The following is a 17,303-nucleotide window of genomic DNA, read 5'->3' as shown; positions in this document are numbered from 1 at the left end:
CTGTCGATTTTGCCGGTTGCCAAACGACTAACCTACATCACAACACCAAACGGGAAAACAGCATGAGTGACGACAATTTATTTGAACTGAAAGCGGTCGCCAAGCGTTTCAAAAAAGGTAAGGAAACCATCAGTATTTTTGACGACCTGAATATGCATATAAAACGCGGGGATTTCCTGGCGATAATGGGGCCTTCAGGTTCGGGGAAAACCACCCTGCTTAACCTGCTGGGCGGTGTGGACCAGCCCACCAGCGGTGAAGTGAGTTTTGATGGAGCCCGCATCGACAGTTTAAGCGAGGGGCAACTGGCCACCTGGCGAGCCAACAACATTGGTTTTATCTTCCAATTCTACAATCTGATGCCGATGCTCAATGCCGCGAAAAATGTTGAGTTACCACTGCTGTTAACCAACCTCAGCGGCAAAGAACGCCAGCAGCGCGTAGAAACCGCCCTTAAATTAGTAGGCCTGGCGGACAGAGCCAAACATATGCCCAGTGAAATGTCTGGTGGACAGTTGCAGCGCGTGGCGATTGCACGGGCAGTGGTGTCCGATCCCAAATTGCTGCTGTGTGACGAACCAACAGGGGATTTGGATCGCAACACCGCCGACGAAATTCTCGAGATGCTGCAATTGCTCAATCGTGAGTTTGGTAAAACCATTGTGATGGTTACCCACGACCCGGCTGCCGCCCGTTATGCAACTCATACCCTGCATCTGGATAAAGGCCAGTTTGTCGATAAAGACGAGCCTGTACTGCAGGAGAAATCCGCATGAAGGACCTCTATCTGGTGTACAAAAACCTGACCCGCAAAAAATTGCGGCTGTTTCTCACCAGTTTCGCCATCTTTATCGCCTTCCTGATTTTTGGTGCCGTCACTGCATTGCAGGGGGCATTGAATTCAGGGGTGGAAATGTCGGCAGATAACCGTCTGGTGGTATTCAACAAAATCAATTTTACCCAGTCCCTGCCCTATGCCTATGTCAATAAGGTCAGCGGTATTGACGGGGTAAAAGATGTGACTTTTGCCAACTGGTTTGGTGGCTATTATCAGGAACCAGCCAATCAGGTGGTTACCATGGCGGTAGATCCTGACACCTACTTTGATGTGTATGAAGAATTGCAAGTCGATACACAACAGAAAGCCAACTGGTTACAGAACCAGGCCGGGGTGATGGTGGGGGAACGTCTGGCGACAGTCAACAACTGGAAGATTGGTGACCGCATTCCCATTTCCTCGAATATTTTCTCCAACAAAGATGGCGGCCAAACCTGGGATTTAGTGGTGGAGGGCATTTTCACCGGCAAGGACCCGCAGGTGGACACCGGCTATATGGTGTTTCACTACAAGTACTTTATGGAAACCCAGAGTTGGGGCGGTGATTACGTGGGCTGGATAGTGCTGACCACAGACGACCCGGCCATCAACGAACAGGTGGCCAAGGCCATTGACGAAAACTTCGCCAACTCCCAGGCGGAAACCGACACCAGTACCGAGAAAGCCTTTAACAAGGCCTTTATCGAGCAAATCGGTAATATCGGCCTGATTATCTTTGGTGTGGTGTTTATGGCGTTCTTTACCATTTTGGTGCTGGTTGGCAACACTATGGTACTGGCGATTCGTGAGCGTACCAGCGAAATTGCAGTGCTAAAAACCCTGGGCTTTTCCTCACCCCGTATCTTTCGCATGATCCTGACCGAATCCTGCCTGCTGGCCTTTCTTGGCGGCCTGTTGGGATTGGGCGCGGCCTATCTGGCGGTAGGCGCCTTGTCTAAGATGATGGCGCGTTTTCTGCCGAATCTGGTGCTGGGTGAAGATATTATCCTGCAGGCGCTGGGCTATATGCTGCTGCTGGGTCTGATCACTGGGATTGCACCGGCCTACCGGGCGCTTCGTTTGAACATCATCACTGCATTTGCCAGGGGGTAATATGAGCCTGATTGCACAATCCAGTGCCGTAATTGGCATGAATATTAAGAGTTTGCCGCGCCGTTTATGGATGTCACTGGCCATGGTCCTGGCCAGCGCGGTGGTGGTTGCCGTACTGCTGGCCTTTCTGGCAATGGCCAAGGGTTTTGAAGCCACGCTACAAAGCGCCGGGCAAGAAGATGTGGCGTTTTTTATCCGTACCGGATCTGCTGCTGAACTGAACAGCTCGGTGATGAAAGAGCAGGTTGACCTGCTGCGCGAAGCACCAGGCATTGCCAGCGATGAAAATGGCAAACTGGTTTCACCCGAGTTGTATGTGATTGTCGATGGCACCAAAAAAAGCAGCGGTACCGACGCCAATATCCCGTTACGTGGCCTGGAACCACAGGGCATGGCACTGCGTCACAACTTTAAACTGGTGCAGGGCCGGCTGTTTACCCCAGGTACCGATGAGTTAATTGTTGGAGAAGGGGTATTACGCCAGTTTGAAGGCTTTGAACTGGGCAAAGAGGTGCGTTTTGGCAAGAACCGCTGGACAGTAGTAGGTGTATTCAGTACCGGCGGTAACGTGTTTGAAAGTGAACTGTGGGCCGACGCTAAAGTGATTCAGACCCTGTATAACCGCGGTAGCAGCTATCAGTCGGTACGCGCCAAACTGCAAAGCGGAGCCAGTCTGGAAGCGATTGAAGCCTATATCAAAAACGAACCACGCCTGAATCAGGAAGTGCAAAGCGAAGCCAAGTATTTCGCGGTGCAGGGCGAAAGCTTAAGCTATATGGCCATCTTTGGCCGGGTGATCAGCACCGTTATGGCATTGGGTGCCATGGCTGGGGCACTGAATACCATGTACACCTCGGTATCGGACCGGGCCAAGGAAATTGCCACCTTACGGGCCATTGGTTTTTCTAATCTGTCGGCCTTTATCGGTACTATGGCAGAAGCCCTGGTGCTGGCCTTGCTTGGCGGTGTATTGGGGGCACTGGCGGCCTTCCTGCTATTTGACGGCTTAAGTGCGTCCACCTTAGGCGGTAGCTTTACCCAGGTGGTGTTCAGTTTTGAAATGAACGGCCAATTGGTGATGCAGGGTATCTGGCTGGCACTGGTGATTGGCTTTATCAGCGGCTTCTTCCCCGCCTGGCGTGCCACCAGTGTGCCAGTGGCCGTGGCATTTCAATCCAGGGGATAGAAAAAGGGCAGCCCCTTCCTATCCTGTATTTAAACCGCAGCCATCCTGAGCCTGAAAAGAAGCTCCTCACTCAGGTTGGCTGTGTTAAACCCCGGATAAAAACGCCCAACTAAATTTCCTTCAGGACCAATAATCGAAAAAGTGACGGAATGGGATACCTGGTAGTTATCCTTTTCAGGGGAAACCCGGAATTGGACTCCCAGGACTCAGGGGCAATGGTCATAAAGGCACCATTAATCACCCCTGCCAGGCCTATCAGTACGGCGAATCCGGTGATTAATCTGTTAACCATGCTGGGCCCCTATGGCCGCATCCGGACCACGGCCTGGTGCCAATGACGCGTCGTTAACCTGTACCTTGCTGCAGGCGGTACCATACCCCAGAGAGTACTTAAGGGCCGGATACACCCGGTATGAACTGATAGAAAAACCCAGAGTAATAAGCCCTCTTTGGCCCCACAGAGCCAATATCCTGTCACGTAAATCGTCCGCTTCAGGATTGTGCGCCAGCACAAACTCAGTGAATTGCATCACCATGGCAACATTGTCAGGCACTTTGCTGAAGTCTCTGTCGATAATCGCGCGTACCATGTCCGGGTTAACCTTTGCTTCTAAGGCCATATCCACAACCAGTTGTGTGCATGGTCCGCAATCGTCCCAGATAATGGCGCGAATTCTGGCGGCATACAGCACTTCTGTCGGCAAGTTGCCTGAATGGGATGCCATCATCTGAAATCCCATAAACTTGCTGTAAGCGCCCAAATCTGCGTTAAGAATGTCCTGCTGATAGCGAATGTCGTAGTCATAGCGCTTTTTTAGCGTCAGCAACATTTTGTTGAACATATACCTAAACATTGAATACTCCTTACCCGCTTCAGCATTCTGAGACGGGTACCTTGATGACAAAAGTTAGTAAATATCAGAGGCGTCCGGGGTTGGCCGGCATTGGCTAGGATTGCTGCTTTTCCAGTGCCTTCACCGGCCTGAACAACATAAGGAAACTAACCAGGAAAATACCAGCAGCAGCATGGAGCATGGTTGTGAAACTGCCATCATCCAGCAAACCCGATGCCATCAGTGGTCCGGCTGCTAAACCGACAAGCGAGACCACTGCGGCAACCGATGAGAGTCGGCCGCTGCTATCAAAATCAGCCGCAATGGCCAGTAAATAGGAATTCACCGCTGGCCAGCAGAAAAACAGCAAGGCCATGGCACTGATATAGATAAGCGGCGTCAGTTCTGATGCACTTAACATCACAGCCGCGACTATCGACAGCACAACACCGGCGGCAATCCAGTAAAAACGACCGAACTTATTACCACTGAGAATAGGTAACATAGCACCGGCAAGGCCAAGTAAGCCGGTCATGGCGATATAGCTGCTGACGCTTTCATCATCCATTCCTGCTCCCAGCCCCATCAGCTCCACATAAGCCCAAATCGCATTGGCGGCGCACAGGTAGAAAATGATGGCCAGCATCAACAACAGGGCATTTCCCCACCCAACTGACAATGCCATGGCTTGTATTGCTGACGTATTGCGCTGAGGAAGATCGGACAACAACATCAGAAAGATCAGACTTAGCAAAACAATGCCAGCCATCACGTAGAAAACCGCAAAGGTGCTTAGCATGTTCTCCAGTAATGGCAGCAGATATATAACCAAAGCGCCAATAACAAACTGCACAAACAGTAATGCACCAAAAGCTCGATCAGGATTATTCAGGCGGGCCAGCACAGAAAATGCCACGCCCATACCCAGCCCGCCCAACACACCAGCCAGCAAGCGCATCCCCAGCATCAGACTATAGTCATCAACCCAAACCGAACTCAGGTCAATCAGCGCCAGGGTAGCAAAAGGGATGAAAATGGCCGGTTTCCATTTAATCCTGCGCACCAGAAAAACAGCACAGGTACAACCCAACAGCCCGCCAAACAGATTGACCGCCACAATTTGCCCGGCTTCTGTTTGATCAAATCCTATCCCCCCGGCCAAAGCACTGACAACGCCGGGTAGAAAGTTGATATAAGCCAGTCCGGCCATCGCGATAAAAGCAAACAAAAAGTATCCGGCGGCACTTTCAGTAGAGATTTTTTTCAACATGGTTCCTCAAGCAATGCATCTGTTTTAATGTCGATAACTGACTTTATTCTTGCCGCGGAAACGGAAAAATAGCTGGCGCCCCCATTCAGTCATGAATACTATTCATGAATATTCCTGCCCAGGATGCCGCAATGGACAAACTACGTTTATTAGAACTGTTTCTGGCCACTTGTGATGGTGGTAGTTTTGCCGCCGCAGCGCGAGCCTGTAATACAGATCCTTCCACGGTCAGCAAGGCCATAGGTCGCCTGGAAAGCCAATTGGCTTTGACCTTATTTCAGCGCTCCACCCGACAATTGCGAATTACCGAGGCTGGCCAGCACTATGCTCTCACCGTGCGCAAGATGCTGCATGAATTGAGATCCTGTGAAAGCGATCTTAAGCAGCTAAATGACTCACCAAGCGGCACGCTACGCATCAATGCAGCGGTTTGCTACGGGCATCTGTATCTTCGCCCATTGTTACCGTCTTTCTGTCGCCGTTATCCCGGGATAAAGCTGGAACTTGAAATCAACGATCTGCATATGGATATTATTGATAACAACATTGACGTGGCATTGCGTACCGGCCATGTCAAAGACAGCCGTCTGGTTGCTCGCCGTCTCAGCCCGATGGATTTCCTACTTTGTGCATCACCACAGTATCTGCAAACCTATGGCACGCCGCGCCAGGCAGAAGATTTCAGGCAACACAGTTGGATTGGTTTTCGCATTAAAGAAACGCAGCAATTGCAGCCAATCTTTCTGCCTAATGCGCAGGGCGAGTACATGCAGTATGAGCTGCAGCGCAAACATATTACCGATGACGGTGAAGCGATGGCACATATGTGTGCCGATGGCTTGGGTTTTGCCCAATTACCGCATTTTCTGGCACAGAAAGAACTAAACAAGGGTGCTTTGGTGTCGTTGTACCCCTATTTCCGACCGCCTCAGGCTTACAACGGTGTATTTGCTATCTATCCGAAACGGGATTATTTACCGGCCAAAGTCAGGGTATTTATCGACTTTCTGACCAGGTCATTAGCAGCAAAAGGGGAGAGTACAAACCATACCTGGGCCGAAAGCTGGCCACCATTGATAGACTTCCGCGCTGGCAGCTAACAGCAAAGGGGAGTCAGCGCTGAAGCACCAGCCCTAAACTCAGAAAGGCACAGGCGGTGAAACATTGCCTGCTATGGAAAAGCATAAGCCTTAATCAACCGCCTGATTAATCTGCGGTTGATTAAAAGTTGGAGTCGGCCGGTAAGCCGGGTTCTGTCGAGGACAATCATTCATCTAGGCCAGTAATTACTCACTGGCTCAAGCAACCTACCCGGTTCCGACGCGGGCCACGCCAAGGAACCCTATTTGGTCTTGCTCCGGGTGGAGTTTACCTTGCCACACACTGTTACCAGTTGCGCGGTGCGCTCTTACCGCACCCTTTCACCCTTACCGCCCGAACGAATCCGGGGTTGGCGGTCTACTCTCTGCTGCACTTGTCGTCGGCTTGCGCCGCCCAGGCGTTACCTGGCACCCTGCCCTATGGAGCCCGGACTTTCCTCCCCCCGCCTAAGCGGGCAGCGATTGTCTGGCCGACTCCGGCGCGCAGTCTACCCTAAAGTACGGTGCGATTCGAGCAGACAATAGCGGATTATCTGCATTGGCAGCTTTAATTCTGACCATTAGGTTAGCCCTTTTAAGGAATTCTTATACTAAGCAACCACTTGCAAAATCTGCTAAAGTGCAAGTCCTGGAACCTGGCAAGTATTCTAATCTATGAACAAGGCTTTGATTGGCGAGAGTCACTACACCAAAAGTGTGCGTAACCTGGTTAAAAAGGTGCACGACCAGTCTCCGATCAAAGACTCATTATATGAGCAGGCAGCCGACTACTTTGCCAGTGCTGAGGTGCAGAAAGAGCAGTTGGCTAATCTCAAACAGCAGCTCAGCGACAGCAAAGAGTTAAAAAATAGTCGCACCGAAAAACGTCTGAAGGACGCACAGGACAAACTTAAATCCTTTCAAAAGAACAGTGAAGAATCACGGTTGCAGCGCTACAAAGATTTGCAGCAAGTTTGCGAGCAGATACTGGAACTAACCGATGGCGCAAACAAAGAAGAAACCGCCCGCAACTTTGCCCGTTTGCTGGGTACCCTGCTTTTAACCACGCAGACAGAACACCGCAAGGTGGCAGCGTTCAATCAGAAAACCAAGCACCTGTATAAGGCCGTGTTATGTCTGTTGCTGCTCGACGCCATGCTGGAAGATAAGCAAATCAGTAACCCTTATGTATTGCAGCATTACAGCAACCGCATTCAACAACCTAAAGATAAAGATGACGCCGCCCGCTGCCCTTTTCGCCTGTATGTGAAAATTCCACTACTGATGACAGCACTGCTGCAGGACATAGGCCAGTATCATCATGATGTGCAGGCCATTCTTAAAGGCCCTGATGGTGATGAAGATGAGTTTCGCACCCTGGAAAAAGATGAACGCCAACAAATGCTTAAACTCAGCTACCAATACACGGTTAACTACCTTAAAGACGGTATAGGTTGTGGCAGCTATGTGGGCAATTCGCGACAGGAGCGGGACCAGTTTAATGAAACAGAAAAAGACAAACTAAAGTTTGTGATGACTATGATTAAATCCTCCCTGGACCCCCAACAGTCCATAGGCAATTTACTTAAAGTCCCGCAGGTATATAGCTCAGTAGTGATGTCAACCAAACGAGGGCAAGCTTACGATACTTTACCCAAAGCCACCTTAGTACTGGAAAAGGCCGCCGAGAAAGACGCATTAAATGCCAAGGCGGTCCAGTGCTTTATCAAAGTGGTGGGGCATTTCCCGCAGGGATTCGGTGTGACTTATATACCCAAGGATTCAGATCGCCGCGATTTGGACAGATACGAATACGCCATAGTCAATGGACTGTACCCTGCCAATCCCAGTGTGCCGATTTGCAGATCAGCCACCAAGAATCTGGCCTTTACCGGATTTGGCCAGGACCTGTTAATCAGCCAGGAAAACAATCTGTATTACCCCAAAGCCAGAAAAAAGCTGGAAGTGATGAGCAAGGAAAGACTACTGGAAATACTCAGCAAGCTGGTGTCTAACTTCGAGGAACGTAAAGAACTGGATCTGATCCCCAATAGCTGGCATCCCTATACCTTCTTTTCTTACGCGAAACACCAGAACCTGTGGAACAAAACCACCAGGATCGCCAATTAATGCCAACCGTTACCTGTTTTGCATATAGAGCATAAAAAGTTAGACGAAAAGAAATGTAAAACATACAAAATGTAAAAATCATTTTACCTAAAGTCCATTTTGCATTACCATTCATGCTCTGATAGCAAAGTAATTTAGGTAAGGTGATGGATACATTACGCACTTTCTCCAATCGCGAGTGGAATCTTATGGCAACCCTGGTGTTGGATCTGGCCATTGCGGCATTGTACTTCAGTAAGCTGACGTCGCTACCAGAGGGCCTGGCGGCACCAGGCAGTGCGCTGGCAGGCATTATTGTGCAAGTAATTATTGTTGCAAGCATAGGCGCCGCTTTACTGTTCGGCCTGATTAACTGGCGCACCGGTAACCGGGAACCGGCCGATGAAAGGGACAGACTTATAGAAGGCAAAGGCAATAGCATTGGTTACGGTGTATTAGTGGGGGCGATATTGCTTATGATTGGTCATCTGGTCGCCGATGCACTGGGGGTTGGCTCCGATACACTGCCTGTTGCTTTATCCACGCCGCTCATATGTGCCCACGCTTTACTGATCTGCCTGCTGGCAGCATCCACCGTTAAGCACCTGAGCCAGTTAGTAATGTACCGAAGAGGGATATGATGGCCGTCAATAAAGGTAAAATATACAACCAGATTCGCCGCTTACGCTTTGATCATAATGAAATGACCCAGGCTGAGCTGGCTAAGGCGGCAGGGGTGACAAGACAAACCATTATGTCTCTGGAAGCGAACAAATATTCTCCGTCGTTAGAGCTGGCTTTTCGTATTGCTGAGGTCTTTAACCAACCACTTGAAGCCGTATTCCAGTATCAGTGTCATTCAACCGACGAATAGCCATCAAAAACCAAACGGTTGGGGCACACCTTTAGCCATTCCTGCGATAGCAAAGCCTGGGGCGTTTAACTCTATGCTCAGATGCATCAAACGCTACTTTTCTGCATTAAGCATTTGTTTCATCTGCCGTGCAAAGCTAATCAGCCGCTGCTTTATGCTGCGTTTGATTTTGACATCAATACCGCCAAACAGCACCAAGCCCTCAATAATCAGGGTGGGTACCTGGCGTCTGTGGATAACCGGCGGAATATCAATGTTATTGCCACCTAAAATACAAAATGCCCGCGACACCACGTTGACGTTTTCCGGTACGTAAATGTTGTCACCACCAAATAAGCAAAACACCTTGATAGTCACTTCCTGGCTGGTAAATACCGCCTGACTGAAATCCAGATCCGAACCACCCAGAATAGTGACACAACGAATTTCACTGGGTACTACCCAGGCGCCACTGCGATTGGTACCGCCCAGCACACTGAGTATGGTTTCACTCTCAGGCTGTCTTTGCGTATCGTACGCAACATCGAATGCGCTATTGCGACTCTGTTGATATTGCTCGGAAATTTGATGTGGAAGATCTTGTGCCTGCGCAGAGATTTCAATGACATCCTTGCTTTCCATGGCAATATCCAACCGTCGTTCGAAGGCATCAAGAGACAGTGCGCCCTGACCGTAGTTGTAAATAAGCTTGTCAATCACCTGTTCACGTACATGCTCAATAGGTTGGTCCTGCAGGGGTACTGACATTTTGATTATCCTTGTAGCACATAAAGAGTTTAAGTAGCCATGGTGTTAAGCAATTTCCACACCACATCAAAAATCCATATTAATCAATAGATTAAAAATTCCATTACTAGCAAGAAACGCCGACCAGCGCAAATAATGGTGATATTAACCAGATATTTGGATTCAGTTGACACTTTTATGTACAAGCGGATTTAGGCATAGTTGCAGTAAATACCCACAATGACGGTGCGAACTGTGACAGCGCAAACCAAGCACACCTATTTACTGCTTTCCCGCGGACAATGGCATGCAGATCTGCCAGCCAAGGACATTCAACAGGCCATTGAAGCCTTTTATCTTTGGTATGAGGACAATCTGGCGCAAGGCAACTTTGGTCCCGGCTCACGACTTAGTACTGAAATTCGCCGGGTGTCCAGTCAGGGCATTACCGACGGCCCCTTTACCGAAACCAAAGAAGTCATTGGCGGCTATTGGTTTATTCTGGCCAATAGCCTGGATGATGCTGCCAGATTGGCAGCGCAAAATCCCTGCATGGCCTGCGGACTGGAATATGAAATTCGCCCTTTGGATGCCACGCCAGCCAATGCTTTGGTCAAAAGTAATGAAACGCCGGAATAAAGTTGGCTGTGCGCAGAATTGAGATGGCAGAGAGATGTCGGACTCAGGTGCGAGCTGGAAATCCCCCAACAATGATTAGAAACCCAACGATAAGCAGTGCTTAATCGCGTTTGCTACCGCTGGCGCACTTAGTTTGGAGAGAAGCTCTATGCAGATTTTCGTTTCTTCGTGGGTTTTGTTGTCTCTCGGATTAAACCAGACATCTTTCTGTCATCAGTTGCTGACTCAAGGCTGATATTCTAAGGTTGATCCCTGCTAACCGCAGTAATACTTGCCTGTTTGCAAATAGCTGATAGCATGCTGCGGTTTTAGCCTGGTAACAGGCCCGTACCTTGTTCAAAATGGTTCTGCCACTGGCAGGATGGCGTCTAACAAGGGCGCCGGAACACAACTTTAGAGGATTATGCCTTATGTCTCGCGTTTTGATCATTGGCGCCGGTGGTGTCAGTACCGTAACAGTCAAAAAATGTGCCCGTTTACCTGAGCATTTTGATGAAATCTATCTGGCCAGCCGCACTGTGTCGAAATGTGAAGCGCTGCAGCAGGAATGTGGCGCCGACCGGGTCAAGGGCGTATTCGCCGTCGACGCCGACGATGCCAAGCAGGTAGCCGAACTTATCCGCAAGGTACAACCCGATTTGGTGGTTAACCTGGCCCTGCCGTATCAGGATCTGCCGATTATGGACGCCTGTCTGGAAACCGGCGTGGATTATCTGGATACCGCCAACTACGAACCTAAAGACGAAGCCAAGTTTGAATATTCCTGGCAGTGGGCGTATCAGGAGCGCTTTGAAAAAGCTGGTCTGATGGCACTTTTGGGCAGCGGTTTTGACCCAGGCGTAACCAACGTCTACACCGCTTATGCGGCCAAACACTATTTCGACGAAATCCACTATCTGGATATCGTTGACTGTAATGGCGGCGATCACGGTAAGGCCTTTGCCACCAACTTCAACCCGGAAATCAATATCCGTGAAATCACCCAGCGCGGTCGCTACTGGGAAAACGGTGAGTGGAAAGAAACCGATCCGTTGTCAGTACGTGAAGATCTGGATTACCAGAATATCGGTGTACGTGCCTCTTACCTGATGTTCCACGAAGAACTGGAATCACTGGTTAAGCACTTCCCTACCCTGAAACGTGCACGTTTCTGGATGACCTTCGGTGAAGCCTATCTGACCCACCTGCGTGTATTGGAAGGTATCGGCATGACCAGCATTGCGCCTATCGACTTCCAGGGCCAGCAAATTGTGCCGCTGGAATTCCTCAAAGCCGTGCTGCCAAACCCGGGTTCACTGTCTGAAGGCTATGAAGGTCAAACCTGTATCGGTACCTACATCACAGGTATTAAGGATGGTAAAGAGAAGACTATCTTTATCTATAACAACTGTGACCACCACGCCTGCCACGAAGAAGTGGGCGCACAGGCGGTGTCTTACACCACTGGCGTACCGGCTATGATCGGTGCAGCCCTGATGCTCAGCGGCACCTGGAAAAAGCCTGGCGTATGGAATATGGAACAGTTCGATCCTGATCCCTTTATGGACATGCTCAACAAACACGGCCTGCCCTGGCATGTGATTGAGTGCGACAGCCCGTTTAAGAAGTAACGGTGCACCTGATCTGTAGGTCGGGATTAATCCCGACAGAACATGTCGGACTTAAGTCCGACCTACATTCAGCTACATTGAGGATGAAAGATTGAACGATCCGATAATGAATCCCCACATCCCTTCCCCATGCTATGTGTGTGAGGAAGCCAGGCTGGAAGCCAATCTGCAGCTAATGCAGCGGGTGCAGAAAGAGGCTGGCGTCAATATCATCCTGGCTTTAAAAGGCTTCTCCATGTGGTCCACCTTTCCATTGGTGGGACAGTACCTGCAAGGCTGTACTGCCAGCTCGGTATGGGAAGCCAAGCTAGCCAAATTTGAGATGGGTAAGGAAGTGCATGCTTACTCACCTGCCTATAAGCAGGCCGATATCGATGAGCTGGTTAAACTGGTTAATCATATTTCATTTAACAGCCTGGGCCAGTATCAACGCTACAAAGATCAGGTGGCAGCAGCCGGTATTTCTATGGGTATCCGGATTAATCCGGAGCACCGTGAAGCAGAGACGGAGCTATATGACCCTAGCGCGCCTGGTTCCCGTTTAGGGATTATGGCCAGGGATCTGGAAGGAGTGGACCTGTCCGGTATTGAAGGCTTCCACGTGCACAACTTATGTGAATGTGACTCCTATGCTGCCGAGCGCACCTTGAAAGCAGTGGAACAGCGCTTTGCTAAATACCTGCCACAACTGAAATGGTTGAACCTTGGCGGAGGCCATCTGATGACCCGTCAGGGTTATGATGTGGACCATTTAATTGCCACCCTTAAAGCCTTCCGTGAAAAGTACGACCTGGAAATCATTCTCGAACCTGGCTCTGCAGTCGCCTGGCAAACCGGTCCGTTAGTGGCCGAAGTAGTGGATATTGTACACAACGATGGCCCTATCGCCATTTTGGATATCTCCGCCACTGCGCATATGCCGGATGTGCTGGAAATGCCATACCGCCCGGCGATTCGTGGCGCAGGTCTGCCTCAGGAAAAGGCCTTTACTTATAAGCTGGGGGGTAATTCCTGTCTGGCTGGTGATGTGATTGATCTGTATAGCTTCGATCACGAGTTGCAAATCGGTGAACGCATTATCTTTGAAGATATGATTCACTACACCATGGTTAAAACCACCTTCTTTAACGGGGTGGAACACCCGTCCATTGGTATTTTGCAAAAAGACGGTAGCTTTAAGCTGGTGCGAAAATTCGAGTATGAAGATTTTCGCGATAAGTTGTCCTGAACTTTTTTCGTTTTTGAGGCCCCGCAGTGCGGGGCTTTTTTATAGCGGCACTTTTGCTGATATCTACTTATAGCGCATCATGGAATATCAAACCCAGGCTGCGCCTGTACCCTGTCAATATTTCACTGACACCATGGCGTAACCGACTGCGCCGAAAGCCATTGGCCGTGGGCACGAGGCCGACACTATTGGGAAAAATCACCGCCTGACCTTGTGTCAGCGGCACTACCTGACCTCGGCTTTGCTTACGGGGCTGATTCTCCACCAGCATCAATTCACCGCCACGAAAATCCGTGCCTGACTGACTGAGCAAAATCAGCACCTGAAAAGGGAAATAGCACTCGCCGTATTTATCCTGATGCAGGCAGTTATAATCGCCTGGCCCATAATCCAGCATTAAGGGTGTGGCTTTGGTTTGGCCCGCGTTGTGGTTGCTGGCCAGAAATTCATCCAGTGTGGGTGGCCAGCGTGTAGCCAACCCCAATCGTTCGGCCCACAGGTTGGCCAGGGGGGCCAGTTGCGCATAGAAGCCTTCCCGTAGTTGCTGAATTGCGGCTGGCAGCGGATAGGCAAAATAGCGATAACGACCACGGCCAAAGCCATGTTTTTCCATCCGCACTTCATTGCGAAACCACTGCCGTTCATCAAACAAGGCGGATAAGGTTTTGCAGGTTGCCACATCCAAAGATCCCGACATCACACTATAGTTATGCGCCAGCAAGTCAGCATCCAACAAAGCCAGTGGCTTGCTGTTTTGCAGGATGGCGTCAATATTCACAGGCCAGTCCTTCTTCCATGGCCAGCAAGGCGCGTTTGCGTTGCTCACCCCAGCGATAGCCACCTAAACTGCCATCGCCGCGCAGTACCCGATGGCAAGGTATCAATACTGCCAGTTTATTGGCACCACAAGCGTTAGCCACAGCGCGATGCGCGCTAGGCGCACCGATACCTTCGGCCACCTGCTTGTAACTGCATTTTTGCCCGCTACCGATGCGGGTCAGAAACTGCCACACCTTAATTTGAAAGGCCGTGCCAAACAATTCCACCGGGATCTGCGGTTGGGGACCACCATGTTGCAAAAAAGTCTCCAGGGCAGCCATCCATTTATCCAGCTCGGTGTCCATAGTATCTGGCGTGGTCAATAGCTCGGCATTGGGAAAGGATTGATGTAGGGCTTCGAGTAACTTTGTGAAACTGTCAGCCAACTGCACACAGCAAACTCCGCGCTCAGTTGCTGCCATAAGTAAATGGCCAAAGCGGGTTTCTCGCAACGCAAAATATATCTCCAGCCCCTTACCGCCCTGACGCAATACCGAGGGAGTCACACCAAGATTTTCCGGTAGCTTCTCGTACACCCGGCTACTTGAGCCAAAACCAGCCGCGTAAATGGCATCCAGCACGGCTTCGCCCTGTTGCAGGGATTGCCGGAGTTTCTGTAAGCGCACGGCATGCTGAAACTGTTTTGGCGTTACTCCCAGCAGAGCTTTAAAGCTACGCTGAAAATGGAAACTGCTTAAGGCTGCACGCTCCGCCAGTTCAGCCAGAGACAACGCCTGCTCTGCATGCTGCTCTAAATAGTCAGCTACCTGTAAAACCCGGTTGTCGGTCGCGTCTGTCATATACCACCTCACTGAATAACCACAGTCTAAAGGCTATCGCACCGACAGAAAAATCGCTGTCCGCTTCTTGCTGTATATTGAAGTGACTTTTGACCACGAAAAGCACGAAAGTATTTCTCGCAGAGCCGCAGAGTGTCTTAAGAACAAGCCCTGGAATCTCCGTGTTCTTCGTACCTCTGTGGTGAAATCGTCTCTGTTTAATACTAAAAACCACAGAGGCACAGAGAGCACAGAGTGGCTGAAGGTTTTGCCAGCTCTGCGGGCTTTTCTTCACGCCTTTCGCGTCTTTGCGAGAAGCCTTTTGTATTCACCGCCGAGGCGCAGAGAACGCTGAGATTTCAATGATATATATTGAAAATATTTTTGCTTTTCTCTGGGACCTTCGTGCCTCTGTGGTGAAGTCGTATCAGTTAAAAAATACCAATAACCACAGAGGTCACAGAGTTGTTCAAGAGGATGTTAAGTCCGCGAGCATTTCTTAGCGAGCTCCGCGTCTCCGCGAGAGATATATTCAGTTATTCGTGGTTAAAAACGGCCATTGAACAGCGCAAGAAACGGATCGGCACCAGGGGTTTGGCTGTTTAGTCTTAGGTCCTGATTTAACCTACTCAGGATACCTATGACTTTTCAATTTACTGCTCTGGATCACCAACAATTCAACCACCTCTACGGCTTAAGCGACGAAGCCCTGGCCAGACAAGGTGTTATCACTGAAATTGCCAAGACACCAAACGGCTATCCCTGCCGTGTCAGCCTCGCCCTGCCCGAGCCGGGTGAACGGATGCTATTGCTTAACTACACGCATCTGGATGTAGACAGTCCCTATCGCTCCAGCCATGCTATTTATATTCGCGATGGCCATCCCTCTGGCTATTTTGCGCCAGCACACATCCCCGACATGTTTAGCTTAAAACGCGTTGCTGTCAGGGCCTTATCGGCCCGGCACCATATTCAGGCAGCAGAGCTGGCTCAGGGCCAGCAGGAACTGAGATTGTGCATCGAACGCTTACTGGACAATCCCACTACATCGTACCTGCACCTGCACTCGCCAACGCACGGCTGCTTTCTGGCCAAAGTTACAAGGTCTTGCCAGACGGATGAACTTTCCGGAGGCTAATAAAAAATTTAAAAATTTCTTAACTGGTATTTAAACCTTTGTAGTTCTTTGGTCGACTAAGGTTCAAACAACAGCCAATGGAATATCAATGAACAATAAATGGTTAGTATCTTTAGCGTTAATCAGCCCACTGTGTCTGGCACAAACACTGGAACTCGACACTCAGGGCCTGAGTCAGTTTAAAATCGAAGCCGGCAGCGGCGAATTGCAGGTGCGCGGTGAAGCAGGGCTAACAAGCATCAAAGTGGAGGCAAAAGCCAGATATCAATCCGGTAAGGAGCTTGAACCAGAAAACTATCAACTGACTCTGGAAGCTGAAAAAGACGTCGCCATTTTGATGGCACATACTAACCCACGCATTCATGACGCCTATATTGATGTCACCGTGCGTATGCCGGCCAATCTGCTGTTAGATATTAAAGATGGTTCGGGGGATATGGATGTCAGTGGCATCAATGCCTTGCTGAACATTCAGGATGGTTCAGGAGATATGCGGGTCAGTCGTATCAATGGCGAGGTATACATAACCGATGGTTCCGGCGATCTCAGCCTGACCGAGGTGAAAGGACCGGTACGCGCACAGGATGCCTCTGGCAAAGTGCATATGGCGGATATTCAGGGCGATATTCATTTAGTTGATGCCTCCGGCGATATCTGGGTGCAGAAAATACAAGGTGATTTAACCCTGTTTGACAGCTCAGGCGATATTGAAGTGCAAGACGTATCCGGCCTGGTGGAAGTAGAAGACAGCAGCGGAGATATCCGGGTTGATGGTGCTCAGCGTTTTTTATTGCTGCGCGACGGCTCTGGCGATGTGGATTTACGTAATATCCGTGAACAATAGTTTTGATATCTTCACCGCAGAGACGCCGGGGCGCGGAGGAAGGCAGGAGATATTTCGATATTTGCCCTTGAAATCTCAGCGCACTCCGCGTCTCTGCGGTAAATAATTAAAGCCTAGATCCGGATACCTCTCGCAGAGACACGGAGTGCGCTGAGAAAAGCACGCAGAGTCACTGTAGTGGTCAAGTCATATTGGCCACAGGTTTATAGTTACGCCAGTATCTTCGTTCTGACTCGTTT

General features: G+C 49.9%; 18 protein-coding genes and 1 other RNA gene. 12 read left to right on the top strand and 7 right to left on the bottom strand.

Annotation, left to right across the window (positions count from 1 at the left end; all coding sequences use genetic code 11):
• The first annotated feature begins 62 nt into the window (after positions 1-62).
• From ABD028_RS01265 to ABD028_RS01255, 3 genes are read left to right on the top strand one after another with little or no spacing between them, the layout of a single operon-like run.
• Positions 63-776, top strand: a complete 714-nt coding sequence (locus ABD028_RS01265) for an ABC transporter ATP-binding protein (RefSeq protein ID WP_102797949.1) — start codon at positions 63-65, stop codon at positions 774-776.
• Entirely contained in the window at positions 773-1,930 is a 1,158-nt protein-coding gene (locus tag ABD028_RS01260) for an ABC transporter permease (protein WP_102797948.1), read from the top strand. Before ABD028_RS01265 ends, ABD028_RS01260 begins: the two co-directional genes overlap by 4 nt.
• A 1-nt stretch (position 1,931) precedes the next feature.
• The gene (locus tag ABD028_RS01255) at positions 1,932-3,116 is read left to right on the top strand and encodes an ABC transporter permease (RefSeq protein ID WP_102797947.1); all 1,185 of its coding nucleotides are present in this window, start codon (positions 1,932-1,934) and stop codon (positions 3,114-3,116) included.
• A 109-nt stretch (positions 3,117-3,225) separates the two neighbouring features.
• Here ABD028_RS01255 and ABD028_RS01250 read toward each other — a convergent pair whose 3' ends face one another.
• From ABD028_RS01250 to ABD028_RS01240, 3 genes are all read right to left on the bottom strand, one after another.
• On the bottom strand, positions 3,226-3,408 hold the full coding sequence (locus tag ABD028_RS01250) for a hypothetical protein (RefSeq protein ID WP_343840788.1): 183 nt from the start codon (positions 3,406-3,408) through the stop codon (positions 3,226-3,228).
• On the bottom strand, positions 3,401-3,970 hold the full coding sequence (locus ABD028_RS01245; RefSeq protein ID WP_343840786.1) for a hypothetical protein: 570 nt from the start codon (positions 3,968-3,970) through the stop codon (positions 3,401-3,403). Before ABD028_RS01245 ends, ABD028_RS01250 begins: the two co-directional genes overlap by 8 nt.
• 94 nt (positions 3,971-4,064) lie before the next feature.
• The gene (locus ABD028_RS01240) at positions 4,065-5,219 is read right to left on the bottom strand and encodes an MFS transporter (RefSeq protein WP_343840784.1); all 1,155 of its coding nucleotides are present in this window, start codon (positions 5,217-5,219) and stop codon (positions 4,065-4,067) included.
• 104 nt (positions 5,220-5,323) lie between these two features.
• Here ABD028_RS01240 and ABD028_RS01235 point away from each other — a divergent pair, with 104 nt between their 5' ends.
• Positions 5,324-6,319 carry a LysR family transcriptional regulator gene (locus ABD028_RS01235; RefSeq protein ID WP_343840782.1) on the top strand — a complete coding sequence of 332 codons (996 nt, stop codon included), beginning with the start codon at positions 5,324-5,326 and terminating at the stop codon, positions 6,317-6,319.
• 126 nt (positions 6,320-6,445) lie between these two features.
• Here ABD028_RS01235 and rnpB read toward each other — a convergent pair.
• Positions 6,446-6,797: RNase P RNA component class A (gene rnpB, locus ABD028_RS01230), an RNA gene on the bottom strand.
• Positions 6,798-6,973: 176 nt separating this feature from the next.
• Here rnpB and ABD028_RS01225 point away from each other — a divergent pair.
• From ABD028_RS01225 to ABD028_RS01215, 3 genes are all read left to right on the top strand, one after another.
• Positions 6,974-8,428, top strand: coding sequence for a hypothetical protein (locus tag ABD028_RS01225; RefSeq protein ID WP_343840779.1), 1,455 nt, complete (start codon positions 6,974-6,976; stop codon positions 8,426-8,428).
• A 146-nt stretch (positions 8,429-8,574) separates the two neighbouring features.
• Positions 8,575-9,048: a hypothetical protein gene (locus tag ABD028_RS01220; protein ID WP_343840776.1), complete on the top strand. Its 474-nt coding sequence runs from the start codon at positions 8,575-8,577 to the stop codon at positions 9,046-9,048.
• A complete protein-coding gene (locus ABD028_RS01215; protein ID WP_245921756.1) occupies positions 9,045-9,281 on the top strand; it encodes a helix-turn-helix transcriptional regulator in 237 nt (78 codons plus the stop codon). The genes ABD028_RS01220 and ABD028_RS01215 overlap by 4 nt, the downstream gene beginning before the upstream one ends.
• 93 nt (positions 9,282-9,374) lie before the next feature.
• Here the strand turns inward: ABD028_RS01215 and ABD028_RS01210 are convergent, their stop codons facing one another.
• Positions 9,375-10,028, bottom strand: coding sequence for a LiaF domain-containing protein (locus ABD028_RS01210; protein ID WP_343840771.1), 654 nt, complete (start codon positions 10,026-10,028; stop codon positions 9,375-9,377).
• A gap of 234 nt (positions 10,029-10,262) precedes the next feature.
• Between ABD028_RS01210 and ABD028_RS01205 the strand changes: the two genes are divergently transcribed.
• The 3 genes from ABD028_RS01205 (at position 10,263) to nspC (ending at position 13,484) form a co-directional block, all read left to right on the top strand.
• Entirely contained in the window at positions 10,263-10,646 is a 384-nt protein-coding gene (locus ABD028_RS01205) for a YciI family protein (RefSeq protein WP_343840768.1), read from the top strand.
• Between the two features lie 410 nt (positions 10,647-11,056).
• Positions 11,057-12,256, top strand: coding sequence for a saccharopine dehydrogenase family protein (locus ABD028_RS01200; RefSeq protein WP_343840765.1), 1,200 nt, complete (start codon positions 11,057-11,059; stop codon positions 12,254-12,256).
• 91 nt (positions 12,257-12,347) lie between these two features.
• A complete protein-coding gene (nspC, locus tag ABD028_RS01195) occupies positions 12,348-13,484 on the top strand; it encodes a carboxynorspermidine decarboxylase (protein ID WP_343840762.1) in 1,137 nt (378 codons plus the stop codon).
• A gap of 67 nt (positions 13,485-13,551) precedes the next feature.
• Here nspC and ABD028_RS01190 read toward each other — a convergent pair whose 3' ends face one another.
• Positions 13,552-14,262, bottom strand: coding sequence for a 2OG-Fe(II) oxygenase (locus ABD028_RS01190; RefSeq protein ID WP_343840758.1), 711 nt, complete (start codon positions 14,260-14,262; stop codon positions 13,552-13,554).
• Positions 14,252-15,103 (bottom strand): methylated-DNA--[protein]-cysteine S-methyltransferase, encoded by an 852-nt coding sequence (locus tag ABD028_RS01185; RefSeq protein ID WP_343840756.1) that lies wholly within the window; start codon positions 15,101-15,103, stop codon positions 14,252-14,254. Before ABD028_RS01185 ends, ABD028_RS01190 begins: the two co-directional genes overlap by 11 nt.
• Before the next feature lie 619 nt (positions 15,104-15,722).
• Between ABD028_RS01185 and ABD028_RS01180 the strand changes: the two genes are divergently transcribed.
• The gene (locus ABD028_RS01180) at positions 15,723-16,220 is read left to right on the top strand and encodes a DUF1203 domain-containing protein (protein ID WP_343840753.1); all 498 of its coding nucleotides are present in this window, start codon (positions 15,723-15,725) and stop codon (positions 16,218-16,220) included.
• An 88-nt stretch (positions 16,221-16,308) separates the two neighbouring features.
• Positions 16,309-17,064 (top strand): DUF4097 family beta strand repeat-containing protein, encoded by a 756-nt coding sequence (locus tag ABD028_RS01175; RefSeq protein WP_343840750.1) that lies wholly within the window; start codon positions 16,309-16,311, stop codon positions 17,062-17,064.
• Positions 17,065-17,303 lie beyond the last annotated feature (239 nt).

The sequence above is a fragment of the Bowmanella denitrificans genome (assembly GCF_039522935.1).
Taxonomy (GTDB): Bacteria; Pseudomonadota; Gammaproteobacteria; order Enterobacterales; family Alteromonadaceae; genus Bowmanella; species Bowmanella denitrificans.
The sequence above is the reverse complement of the archived record's forward strand: the minus strand, read 5'-3'. Positions and strand labels throughout refer to the sequence as shown.